Source organism: Paenibacillus sp. FW126-R14 (assembly GCF_058789495.1).
In genome coordinates, this window is sequence record NZ_JBYTBS010000037.1 from 1 (window position 1) to 11,929 (window position 11,929).

The 11,929-nt window shown below is 47.5% G+C and carries 13 protein-coding genes; 3 read left to right on the forward strand and 10 right to left on the reverse strand.

The genetic code is table 11. The annotated features are described in order from the left end of the window. Positions 1 to 36: 36 nt before the first annotated feature. The 4 genes from AC3WRW_RS21220 to AC3WRW_RS21235 all read right to left on the reverse strand — a co-directional run bounded on the left by AC3WRW_RS21220 (position 37) and on the right by AC3WRW_RS21235 (position 3,703). Entirely contained in the window at positions 37 to 1,002 is a 966-nt protein-coding gene (locus AC3WRW_RS21220; RefSeq protein WP_492548289.1) for an ABC transporter substrate-binding protein, read from the reverse strand. Between the two features lie 79 nt (positions 1,003 to 1,081). Continuing rightward, positions 1,082 to 2,281 carry a M20/M25/M40 family metallo-hydrolase gene (locus tag AC3WRW_RS21225; RefSeq protein WP_492548290.1) on the reverse strand — a complete coding sequence of 400 codons (1,200 nt, stop codon included), beginning with the start codon at positions 2,279 to 2,281 and terminating at the stop codon, positions 1,082 to 1,084. A 23-nt stretch (positions 2,282 to 2,304) separates the two neighbouring features. Next, positions 2,305 to 2,781, reverse strand: coding sequence for a nickel-responsive transcriptional regulator NikR (gene nikR, locus AC3WRW_RS21230; RefSeq protein ID WP_492548291.1), 477 nt, complete (start codon positions 2,779 to 2,781; stop codon positions 2,305 to 2,307). Between the two features lie 64 nt (positions 2,782 to 2,845). Further along, positions 2,846 to 3,703 (reverse strand): hypothetical protein, encoded by an 858-nt coding sequence (locus tag AC3WRW_RS21235; RefSeq protein WP_492548292.1) that lies wholly within the window; start codon positions 3,701 to 3,703, stop codon positions 2,846 to 2,848. Positions 3,704 to 3,824: 121 nt separating this feature from the next. On the opposite strand from AC3WRW_RS21235, the gene AC3WRW_RS21240 reads away from it, so the two are divergent. After that, entirely contained in the window at positions 3,825 to 4,052 is a 228-nt protein-coding gene (locus tag AC3WRW_RS21240; RefSeq protein ID WP_492548293.1) for a hypothetical protein, read from the forward strand. Positions 4,053 to 4,070: 18 nt separating this feature from the next. After that, positions 4,071 to 4,331 (forward strand): hypothetical protein, encoded by a 261-nt coding sequence (locus AC3WRW_RS21245; protein WP_492548294.1) that lies wholly within the window; start codon positions 4,071 to 4,073, stop codon positions 4,329 to 4,331. Positions 4,332 to 4,398: 67 nt separating this feature from the next. On the opposite strand, the gene AC3WRW_RS21250 is transcribed toward AC3WRW_RS21245, so the two are convergent. From AC3WRW_RS21250 to AC3WRW_RS21275, 6 genes are all read right to left on the reverse strand, one after another. Then, positions 4,399 to 5,370 (reverse strand): ABC transporter ATP-binding protein, encoded by a 972-nt coding sequence (locus tag AC3WRW_RS21250; protein ID WP_492548295.1) that lies wholly within the window; start codon positions 5,368 to 5,370, stop codon positions 4,399 to 4,401. Next, the gene (locus AC3WRW_RS21255) at positions 5,367 to 6,350 is read right to left on the reverse strand and encodes an ABC transporter ATP-binding protein (protein WP_492548296.1); all 984 of its coding nucleotides are present in this window, start codon (positions 6,348 to 6,350) and stop codon (positions 5,367 to 5,369) included. The genes AC3WRW_RS21250 and AC3WRW_RS21255 overlap by 4 nt, the downstream gene beginning before the upstream one ends. 20 nt (positions 6,351 to 6,370) lie before the next feature. Next, positions 6,371 to 7,252, reverse strand: coding sequence for an ABC transporter permease (locus AC3WRW_RS21260; RefSeq protein ID WP_492548297.1), 882 nt, complete (start codon positions 7,250 to 7,252; stop codon positions 6,371 to 6,373). Positions 7,253 to 7,262: 10 nt separating this feature from the next. Next, a complete protein-coding gene (locus AC3WRW_RS21265) occupies positions 7,263 to 8,210 on the reverse strand; it encodes an ABC transporter permease (RefSeq protein ID WP_492548298.1) in 948 nt (315 codons plus the stop codon). Between the two features lie 66 nt (positions 8,211 to 8,276). Then, positions 8,277 to 9,932, reverse strand: coding sequence for an ABC transporter substrate-binding protein (locus AC3WRW_RS21270; protein ID WP_492548299.1), 1,656 nt, complete (start codon positions 9,930 to 9,932; stop codon positions 8,277 to 8,279). A 28-nt stretch (positions 9,933 to 9,960) separates the two neighbouring features. Continuing rightward, positions 9,961 to 10,788, reverse strand: coding sequence for an IclR family transcriptional regulator (locus AC3WRW_RS21275; RefSeq protein WP_492548300.1), 828 nt, complete (start codon positions 10,786 to 10,788; stop codon positions 9,961 to 9,963). Positions 10,789 to 10,960: 172 nt separating this feature from the next. Between AC3WRW_RS21275 and AC3WRW_RS21280 the strand changes: the two genes are divergently transcribed. Then, positions 10,961 to 11,905, forward strand: coding sequence for an alpha/beta fold hydrolase (locus AC3WRW_RS21280; RefSeq protein ID WP_492548301.1), 945 nt, complete (start codon positions 10,961 to 10,963; stop codon positions 11,903 to 11,905). Positions 11,906 to 11,929: the final 24 nt, after the last annotated feature.

Sequence of the window (11,929 nt, forward strand, 5' to 3'; positions counted from 1 at the left end):
GGATCCATAAATGGACCCTCTTCTCATCATTTGCCGCTATTTGAAAATAATAAAAGCCTTCTTGGGATTGAATTTTTCACCGATGATCCCTTTTTCTTTCATCCAATCTGCCAGTTTCGTCCAAAGATCCAAATCTTGGCTGCCATACGGGGCAGCCTTCATTCCGTCTAGTAGATTTTTCAAATATCTGGATTGTAAATCAGGGGTTAAAGGGTACTCAGGGTCTTGATTTTTTACCACGGCTTCAACCGCTCGATCCGGATTAGCCAACAAGTAGTCTCTTCCCATTTCCAGAGCGCGCAACAGCCGTTTAATCTGTTCTTTATTTTGACTTTCATATTTGGATGTTGTCGCCAGATCAATGGAGTCAATAAGCGGGACACCGTAATCAGCAGGATCGAAATGAGTGACGGTTAAACTGCGTTCTTCAAAAAAAAGCTTGTCCCTATACCAATCGCTAAATACAGCATCTAATGTACCAGCGAATAACTGTCTGGAAAAGTCGGCATCCGGTACCTCTACAAATTGGATGGTCGATGGATCGCCACCGTCATTTTGTACCATAGACTTAACTATGTCTGTATCGATAGGCAAATTTGAGATGCCGATTTTTTTGCCTTCAAGATTTTTGGGACGTGCGACACCGCCATTCCCGCTGGCGATGATTTGCTTTAAATGCCCCTTATATAAGGCAGCAATGGAAACAAGGCCGCTGCCGCGATTTATTTCCGTTATGATTTGAGGTTGACTGCTTAGCGCAAACTCAGCTTTATCTTCCAATAGCGGCTGGATCGGATTCGCTGAAGCCGCGAATGTAACCTTCAAGCCCTCTTTCTCCAAGTAACCTTGGGATTGTGCCGCAAATAATACAGCATAACGTGCGGAGGGGTATCCGTCCAATTGAATGGTTATAGGTGTCGGTTTATTTCCGGGACGATACTTAACTTCCTCGCAAGAAGTATGTCCCATAAGAATAAATAGGGATGCCACCAGCAAAAGCAATTTGCAGCTTCTCCGACTGAACCCTATCTTTTTCCTTGTAAGTTGGTGTGCCATTTGCCCCTCCTCTATGCTGCCATTCTTATGAACCTGTATATGCTTTCACCAAATGAAACAACGAATGTACGGCAGCTTGGAAAGAGGCTACCGAGATTCGCTCATTCGGACGATGCATCCGTATGGTTTGGCTTGCCTCAACCCCAGGGAACCATCCGTAGACGGGGATACCCAATTGGCGAAACCAGACGCTATCGGAACGACCTGGCGTGATGATAGGCAGTACAGCCGCCTTATGTGATTGTTTAATCAAGCTGAACAGCTCATTTTCAAGTGACGATTCTGAAGGTTCGATTTGTTCAATAACTTGGATCTCGCTAGGATGCACGTTCATGCGCTTCGCTATTTTTCCGACTATTTCTGTAGCAGACGCACCTGGCAAAACACTGCATGTCCATTCCTGATAATCCTGATTTGCCGTTGAACGGCACACATGATAAAACATTTCCGCAGGATCAACGCCATACGGACTGGATTTTTGCAACCATTGGGTCAGCAAGCGTCCACCTGCACTCCCAGTGAGGCCGGCAATCAGGCCGCTGGTTCCCCCTGCCAGTTGCAAAAACCGTTTGCAGCTTTCAGGCAATGGGGCTGAAATCAGTAATGTATCAGGGGTGTTCGTGCGTATTCTTTTGGGTAATCGGAGCTTCAAGAACCCTTTCTCCCCCGTCTGGCACGTGACGAAAGATTTACTTCCGAGCCTTATACTCCAACCTCCGCCTTCATTCAAAGCCGCGCGGCAAGTTCGTATCTCAGGACAATTGTCACGGATCCATCTTGCCCCCCACTCCGATTGCAGCTCTTCCCCGGATGCAGCTACCATGACAATTCCTTTGGCCAGCGGATAATCTTTTAACAGAAAAAGCACAGCCCACCAAGCAGCTGCTAATCCTTTACAATCTATTGCACCGCGCCCCCAAATCTCCACATTAACCCGTTCTCCCGAGAATGGAGCGTACTTCCATTCACTCCTTGCACCCGGCGGAGCCGTATCCAAATGGGAAAGCAGAAGCAGAGATTCATCCGTTTTACCGGGGAGCACAGAAATAATCGATCCCATTCCCGAATGAGGCTCCACTAATCTTGTGGAAATGCCGATTTGCTCAGCTTGTTTTAACAAGAATTGAGCTGCCAACGTTTCACGCTTAGCACCTGCCGTTGTATCAATTTTGATTAATTCCTGTAAAGTCACTAAACCAAAAGATACCGCTTCTGAAATATCCATATCACTATTGATCCTGCGTAATCTTACTCATGGCTATGATGATGGTCATGGTGATGGTGATTATGATGGTTCGCATCCGCATCTTGATCAATGTGCGTAACTGATAGTTGAGCGTATACGACCCCTTTTTGCACTTGAATGGTTTGATGAAGCTGCTGTATTTTATCTAACAATCCACGCACAACGATGATTTCCAGGCATTGATTGTGATTCAAATGGATGTGCATGGTTGAAATAATCTCATGATGGTAATCATGTTGAATTTCCGCCAATAAGGTAGGCAAATCCGTGGCATGATGATCGTAGACCATGACAATCGTTCCTGCCACGTTCTGAGATTTTACTAAAAGATCCGGTTCGAGCAGCGCCTTTCTAACTAGATCCCGTAATGCTTCTGAACGGTTTTCATAGCCTTGTTTGGATATCATTCCATCCAGCTGCTCTACTAAATATTTAGGCATGGACACACCAAAACGGGTTAAGGCTTCTTTTTCAGACATGGTTATTCCTCCATATGACACGATGTTATTCTAATGTATCATAATGTGATTTTTTATCAAATAACTATCCGAACAAACCTACCAAAAAGGCGGTCAACGGTGTAAATGCCCCTTGAATATTTGCTACAACCATCACCATCAATAAGAGAGAAAGGGCAACCGTAGCAGTTCCAAGCGTAACGTATGCCTTTTCTTTATATCTCCATTTTGAATCAACTTCCCTAGTCCTTTTTATTAATGCGTTCCAAAGATATACACCAAGTGCCACAAATAGGATCAGCAGAGCCCCACAAACCATCGCTTTTGTAGTATGAAACTCAATACGTTCATGAATCTTCTGCTGAATAATTGCAGGGATATTTGCATTGCCTGACTTTATCCATTCATTAAAAGCATAGCGTAATTCATCTTTGTATGTTACTCCATCCGATATGACAAACGAATCAACAAACAAAGAAAACCCGTGCATCGGATTAAATGTATTCGTAGCGTTCGCCACTACAATTAAAGTCATCAATAAAGCAACAAAACAGCTCATCATTCCAAAAGAAAAATATACCTTTTTTTCAAAATTCCATTTGGTCCCGCTTACCTTAGATATTCTTCTGAATTTTGCCCAGAATCTGATGCTTAACCATGCAAAAATGATCACCAAGAGCCCACCCAGAATAACGAGTACAGCATGGTATTTAGCATAATCATGGATGACCGTACTCAAGGCAGGATTAGCTTGCGGACCTGATTCAATAATCTCAGCTAGCGCATTATGTATTTCATTCACTTTTAATATCTCCTCTTCCATATTGTTATGTAAAATAAACACCGGCTTTTTCAAGATTACCCGAAGTCTTGACTTTCCACTTCCGACTATCGTCGCTTCTTTTACTGGACTTAGGTCGGGAAGGAGCTGGTTGTTCAGCAAGTGTGCCCTTTACGTCAATGCAAAAAGGAGCTGCACCGCGGCAAGCTCCGTATTGTATATCATATCAAATACATGTATAATTTAACAATTCATAATTTGGCAAAAAAAGGGAGATGACGCTATGAAAAAGACCTTGCTTATCTTCACATTACTTACAGTGGTTATTACTATCATGAAAAAATTTAGAACTGGATATATGTTCTTATTAATTTTTATCGTATTTTGTATAACCGGTTGTAACGAGTCTATGAAAAGAAGTGAAGATCAACACACTAACCAGACCATCACTCAAAAAGTTCAAGCTGAAAATGTAGTTAATAGTTACTTAACCGCAGTATCAGAAAAATAGATAGATGAAGCATATCAAATGCTTGATGCAACAAATTTACCCAATAAACAAAATTTTTCCAATAGCATTAATTCGGTAAAAATATCCGATTTTCGTATAACAAAATCCCAAAAAATTGATGATGCAAATTATACGTTTTTCGTTAACTATACTCAAAATGGAAATATATACGAAAATGTACCTTTTTCCACAAGATTGACTGGAGATAAATGGTTTATAGTATTAGCAAAACCCGAAGATGCCCAGATAATTCCTCCTAAAGAATCTAAAACACCTTAAACAGTCAGGTAAATTACTGAAGCTGCCGGGATCCCTCCTCGACAGCTTCATGGTGAATGCTTATATTTTACTCATATAAAAAGCAAGCCGCCTGATGCCCCGCAGCAACTTCCTTCAGCGCCGGCCGCTCTTGCCTGCAGCGATCAAAAGCTTTGGGACAGCGGGTATGAAACGGACAGCCTTGCGGCGGGTTAGCCGGACTCGGCACATCCCCCTGAAGCACGATCCGATCGCGCGAAACGTTGCGCTTGGGCTGTGGAGCTGCAGACAGCAGCGCCTCCGTATAAGGATGCAAGGGCTTCTGAAACAGACTCTGCTTGGAGGCGATCTCCACCAAGTTCCCCAAGTACATAACGCCAACCCGGTCGCTAATATGCTTCACCACCGCAAGATTGTGCGAAATAAAAATGTACGATAAATTGTACTGCCGCCTCAAGTCGGTCATCAGATTCAATATCTGCGATTGGATAGAAACATCCAGCGCGGATACCGCTTCGTCCGCCACAATAAGCCGGGGATTGAGCGCTAATGCACGGGCGATCCCGATCCGCTGCCGCTGCCCTCCCGAGAATTCATGGGGATGCCGGAACCGGTCCATTGCGCGCAATCCCACAGTTTCAAGCAGCTTGACAACTTCGTTGTCGACCTCGGACTTGGACAACTGAACCCCATGAATATGAAACGGTTCTGCGATGAGATCACGAATCGTCATTTTCTGATTCAGCGAAGAGTACGGGTCCTGGAAAATCATTTGAAAGTCTTTGCGCAGCTTCCTCAAGCTGTTCGGGCTCATATCTGTAATATTTTGGCCGTTGAATACGATGCTGCCGTCCGTAGGCTCCAGGACCCGCATGACCATGCGGCCCATCGTGGATTTGCCGCAGCCTGATTCGCCGACAATGCCGAGCGTTTCGCCGGTATTGACGGTAAACGAGACGCCGTCCACCGCTTTGACATGGCCTACCGTGTGACGAAAAAAGCCCCTTTTGATCGGGAAATATTTCTTCAAATCCTTGACTTCCAGCAGATGCTCGCTCATGGCTTGCCTCCGTTCCGAATAAGATCGCAGCGCACGAAATGTCCTGATGTTATTTCTCGCAGTTCGGGCATTGCTTGTTTACAGGATGGCTGTGCCTGGGAACACCGATCTGCGAAACGGCAGCCTGGGGGGAATGCGCCGGCGCTGGGCACCGTCCCGGGAATTGAATACAGCGTTTCCCGCTCATCCTCCAACGAAGGTATGGAGGCAAGCAAAGCCTGGGTATAGGGGTGCGTCGGCGCATCGAAGATAGCGTCTGCAGAAGCGCTTTCCACCACTTGGCCGGCATACATGACGACCACATGGTCGGCCATTTCAGCAACAACGCCCAGATCATGCGTAATCAAAATGATGGACGTGTTCAGCTCATCGCGCATTTGTCTCATCAATTCGAGTACCTGTATTTGGATGGTGACATCCAGAGCCGTCGTTGGCTCGTCCGCGATCAGCAGCTTCGGCTCGCAAATCATCGCCATCGCGATCATGACCCGTTGGCGCATGCCGCCCGACAGTTGGTGCGGATATTCCTTTACGATCTGCTCGGCCCGCGGAACGCCGACAAACCGCAGCATCTCCACCGCCTTCTCTCGCGCTGCAGCCTTGGAGACGGATCTGTGGCGCAGCAGCACCTCAGCGATTTGTTCGCCTACTTTCATGACGGGGTTGAGCGATGTCATCGGTTCTTGAAAGATCATCGAAATTCGATCCCCGCGAATATTCGTCATTTCCTTTTCCGACAGCTTCGTCAAATCCTGGCCCTCAAACCGGATCTCTCCCTGGACGATGCGTCCCACCGGCTTGGAGAGCAGCTGCATGATGGATAAAGAGGTGATGCTCTTTCCACTGCCCGACTCGCCGACGATGCAGACGATCTGTCCCTCGGCCACATCAAGATCGACGCCGTCCACAGCGCGGATGATCGCGTTTTTGGTGTGAAAATATGTCTTCAGATTGCGGATTTCTAATAAGTTCTTCGCCATGAGTAGCTCCCTTTCCGGCGTTAACGCTTTAGTTTGGGATCCAGAACGTCCCTCAGCGATTCACCCAACAAGCTGTAAGCCAGTACGGTGACCAAGATAAGTACCCCCGGATAAACTGCTAATTCCGGTGCGGTCCAGATGTAGTTCTGGGAATGCTGCAGCATATTCCCCCATGAAGCCAGTGGCGGCTGAATGCCCAGCCCCAGGTATGACAGCCCGGATTCGGCCAAAATCGCCCAACCGATACCAAGAGTAGCCAGCACGATGATGGATGAGAACGTTTGGGGAATCACGTGCCTGAACAAAATGCGCCACGGCCCTGCGCCTAGCGTCGTTTCGGCTTCGACTAAGGAGCTATTTCTCCATTTCAGCACTTCGGCATGCACGATCCGCGCCATTTGCGGCCAATAGGTCAAGCCTACTGCAAGAATGACGACCGGCGGTTTATTCCCGAACGAAGTAATTTCAATCAAAATAAGAAAGAACGACGGGATCGATAGCATCATGTCTACAATGCGCATAATGATATATTCCGCCGTCCCTCCGAAAAATCCGGCGATCGAGCCCAACAATCCGCCGAGCACGACCGCCAGCGCCATAGCGGAGAGACCGACCAGCAGCGTGATTTGGCCGCCGGAGACGACTCTCGCCAGCTCATCCCGGCCAAGCTCGTCCGTCCCCAGCCAATGCTGAGCGCTGGCAGGCTGCGTAACTTGAAGCGGATCGGTGTCCGTCGGAGAATGACCCAAAAACCATGGACCTACCACAATAAACAGATGAATAATAATCAAATAAAACAATGCCAGTTTCCCGACAGGCGACAAACGGGCGATCGTCTTTAGGATGCTCTTCGCGATTCCGGGGGAGGATGCGGAGGCACCTATCCATTGTTGATCTTGCATAAGGGCAGGTTTATTCATAGCGGATTCTCGGATCGAGAACGGAATAAAGAAGATCCGTCACAATATTGGTTATAATGACAATCGTTCCTACCATCATGGTGACCCCCATCACCACGGTGTAATCGCGATTGGTGGCTGCCTGCACGGCCAAACGTCCCATGCCGGGCCAGCCAAAAACATTTTCCACGACCACAGACCCTCCGAGAAGAATCGGAATAATCAGACCAATGATGGCCACAATCGGAATGAGCGCGTTGCGTAAAGCATGCTTGAAGAATACGCGAAAACTTTTTAAGCCCTTCGCTCTTGCCGTCCGGATAAAGTCCAGACCGATGACATCGACCATCGCCGACCGGGTGAAACGGACAATATTAGGCAGCATGAGAATGGATAGCGTCAACATCGGCATAATCATATGCTTGAATAAGTCGCCCCAGGCGAACACGCTGCCGGCTGTAACCATCCCCGAAGGAGGAAGGATATGATAAACAACGGCAAATATAATGATGAGAAGGATGCCCAGCCAAAATTCAGGAATGGCCATGCCGACCGTGGACATGAACGTAATCGCCCGGTCCAGCCAGCTTCCCCTTTTGACAGCGGCAAGGACGCCCAGAGGAATGCCGATAATTAAGGTGAAAATTAAAGTTGCGGCGGACAACAGCACTGTGTTCGGAAACCGTTCCGATAACAGCTTCGATACCGGCTGCTGGGAATCAAGCGATCTTCCGAGATCGCCCTGAACGACGCCTCCGAGCCACTCAGCATACCTCTGAACGACCGGCTTATCCAGTCCTAGCTGCTTGGTTAAAGCTTCCCGCTGCTGCTCGGTCGATTCGAAATTCATAATGGCCGATGGTCCACCAGGCGCCAAATTGATCAGGAAGAAGGTCAGGACCGATACGAGAAATAGCGTGAGAAATCCTTGGCAGATCCGTAATACGATAAATCGGGACATCAGATAACTCCTTCCTTATATCCCCGTAGGCGGAGATTGCGCTCCGCCCCACGTGAGAAATAATGATTACTTAATGGTCCATTCACTAATGTGATCTTCCGCCACGATAAACGTCGTTTTCGGCACAGTCAGGTTCTTCTGCGTCGCTACAGCCAGTGTCGGATACCACAAATAAAGGTAAGGAAGTTCCTCCGCCGTCATTGCCTGCACGTCATTATAAATTTTCACTCGCTCTTCAGTCGTTTTCGCTTTCCGGCCATCTTCAAGCAGTTGATCAAGCGCCGGGTTTTTGTAGCCCGGAATGTTATTTCCTTTACCGGCTGAGTTGCTATGATAGTAAGCCAACACATCCGGGTCAACCGGAGCGCGCCACCAGCAAACCGTTGCGTCATATTGACGGTTGCTAACCACTTTCTGTACATATGTATTCCAGTCGATGACTTGAAGATTGACCTTCACGCCGATTTTTTGCCAGTATTGCTGCACCAGCTGAGAAGCTTGCACAAGCACCCCGTATTGACCTGCCGGCATATCGATTTCGAGCACTTTACCATCCTTTTGCATGAAACCTTCGGCATTTGGCGCGTAGCCCGCTTCTTTTAACAGCGCTTTCGCCTTCTCCGGATCAAATCCGTATGTTTTCACATTTTTGTTGTAATATTTCTCCTGAATCGGAGCAATCGGACCGGTAGCAACGCTTCCGTAACCTTTCAATACGCCTTTGATAATCGACTCCCGGTCGATCGCGTAGAGCAGCGCTTGGCGAACCTTCACATCGCGGAACCGCTCTTGCGACTGATCCAGTGCAACCCAGTAGTAGTTGTTATCGATCAGTTCATTGACGTTCAAATTCGAATTCGATTTCAATTTCTCCATCAGGTTCGGATCGGTGACATTGATCATCGATAACGTGCCGGAAAGAAGCTGAGCGATTTGCGTATTGCTGTCTGGAATAATATTGAAGATGATTTTAGTGAATTTGGCTCCGCCGCCGTAGTAATCCGGATTTCGTTCCAATTCCACGAATTGCCCCGCCGAATATTTCACAAACTTGAATGGGCCTGTGCCGACTGGTTTCTCTTTATTAAAAGAAGTTAATTTCCATGGGTCCTGTCCTTCGAAAATATGCTTCGGCAATATTTTTGCATACCACGCCAAGTAGTTAGGCAGAGACGACCACGGCTTCTTCAGCATGATTTGCACCTGAGTCGGATTAACGACAACAACCTTGTCCACGTCAACGAAGTTGGAGGAGTTGCTGGCTCCCAGCTCTTTCTTCAAAACAATCTCGTTAAACGTGTACGCCACGTCATCGGCCGAAAACGGCTGACCGTCACTCCATTTGACATCTTTGCGAAGATTGAACGTCCAGCTCATTCCATCGTCGGCTGGCTTCCAGTCCGTTGCTAAAGCGGGCGCTGGTTGATAGTCTGTCCCCCATTTGGTTAAGCCATCATACAAAATTTCCGTAATGGGCTGGGACTCGGCAAAGCCGGTGGGAAACCATGGATTAAAATTCGGTTCCGCATTCGTTGCCATGTTAAGCGTAACGTTCGAAACTACGTCCGCCGGCTGGCTGCTCGCTGTAGTCGTCTGATTGCCTGCAGGTGCCGAACTAGTCGAACCTGAATCCACATCCGGCTTAATGCTGCAGCCGGAAAGCGCCACCACTGTCGCCATCAAACAGGCGCAAGTTGTTAACCACATTTTACGTTTTTGCATCTGTACAGACCCCCTAAATAGAATGAAATCAAAGATGATTACTCTGTTCGCGGAAATAACCAAGAGACCGAGAAATCTTTTCAGCCGCTTCGACCGTTAGATCGCCAAACTGATGAATCAGATCGACACCTACCCGATGTGACGGCCCTCCAGCGCTAATGGCGCCAATGACCTTGCCATTTTTGCCGAATATCGGAGCGCCTACCCCGTTTGCTCCCTCTTCATAATCTTCATAGCTGATGCTGTAGCCTCTTTTTCGGATTTGATCCAGTTCGATACGCAATTGGTCGGGATCGGTCACCGTGTTTTCCGCCATCTTCTGATAATGAGGCAGCATGTCAAGCACCTTCTGCTGCTCTTCAGGAGATAGAAAAGCCAACATAGCCTTCGGGCAAGCACCGGCATGAAGCGGTGTGCGCTGGCCAAGGCGGGAGATCAACCGCACCCCCTGCTTGCTGTGTCGACGGGCGATGATGATCGACTGTCCTTCGGACAAACAGCAGAGATTGACGGTCTCGCCTGTCACTTGCTGAAGCTGCTCCATAATGGGCTGCGCCAATTCTTCCAACGGAATATCTGATTCAGCAGCGAGTGCCAGGTTGTAGGCCATCGCAGTTACCACATATTGTCCGCCGGGTTCCATACGCAGCAACCCAAACTCCTCCAGTGATTTCAAACTGCGAAAAATCTGATTCTTCGATAAACCCGTTAAACCTTCCAATTCACCAATTGCAAAACGGTAAGGCGGTTTACAAAACGAAAACAATACCTGCAATGTTTTCATGACAGATTCGATCGCGTACCGGGATTCATTCACTCCTTTACGCTCATTATCAGCAGGTACAACTTCCTTCAACTGCAAGCCCTCCTCAAAATCTGAATTTCTCTCTAAAGTAGTGCATTCATGCGGTAAAGCGAATATGTATTTGATTGTATATGTTAATATTTGATTTAGTCAAACGGTTTTTAAAATTATTCAGAAAATTTGTTTGAATTCCAAAAAATATCGATTCGGACGAAAAAAAACTGTGGTTATTCGTGCCAATGTTTGCTATTTTATAAATATTAATAAAACATGTTTTATTCAGTCAAATCAAAATGGCAACAGAGAGGATGTCAGAAGCATGCACAAAACGATGAAGATCAACGGCGTTACCCTTCATATCGAAGATCAGGGCGAAGGCCCCGCAATCGTCACGCTGCATGGAGGGCCAGGCTTAGGTTCCAGACGAGGCGATGCCGCCGTATTCGGCGCCTTCACTGCTGACGGTTATCGGGTAGTTTCCTATGACCAACGGGGAAATGGCGAATCTGAAGGAGCCGAGCCGTACAGTCACGAGCAGTTCATTGCCGATACCGAAGCGCTGCGCAGCGAATTGGGACTTGGCAAAATCGTGATTGCCGGAGGTTCTTACGGAGGCTATTTAGCTCTTGAATATGCACTGAGATATCCGCAAAATGTGGCAGGCATCATTCTTCGCGACACAGCGGCATCCAATGCTTACCGCTATACGGCGCATGATCGCGCGATAAAGAGCGGACTTCCCGGCATTACGCAGGAGATACTGGACCGATTGTTTAATGGGCAGGCGAAAGACAATGATGATTTTCGGGCGATGTATTCGGCCATATTGCCGCTATATTGGGTTAAATTTACGCAAGCCGATTTGGACAACCATCTGAATTCGATCATTTTCCGTTACGAAACTCATAACTGGGCGTTCTCCCGGAATCAGCCTCATTTTAATATCGTTGATCGCTTAAAAACGATTCAGGTGCCAACGCTTGTGTTGTGCGGGCGCCATGATTGGATCACGCCACTCGAAGCTTCCGAGGAGATTGCCCGTGAAATCCCGAACAGCCGGTTAGTCGTCTTTGATCATAGCGGCCATTCTCCACAAAACGAAGAGCGTGAGAAATTCCAAGCCGAAGTCCGCAAATTTTTGCGCGAAGTTGTCCCTACCTACCAATAAACAATAAACTTAAACTTAACCGAA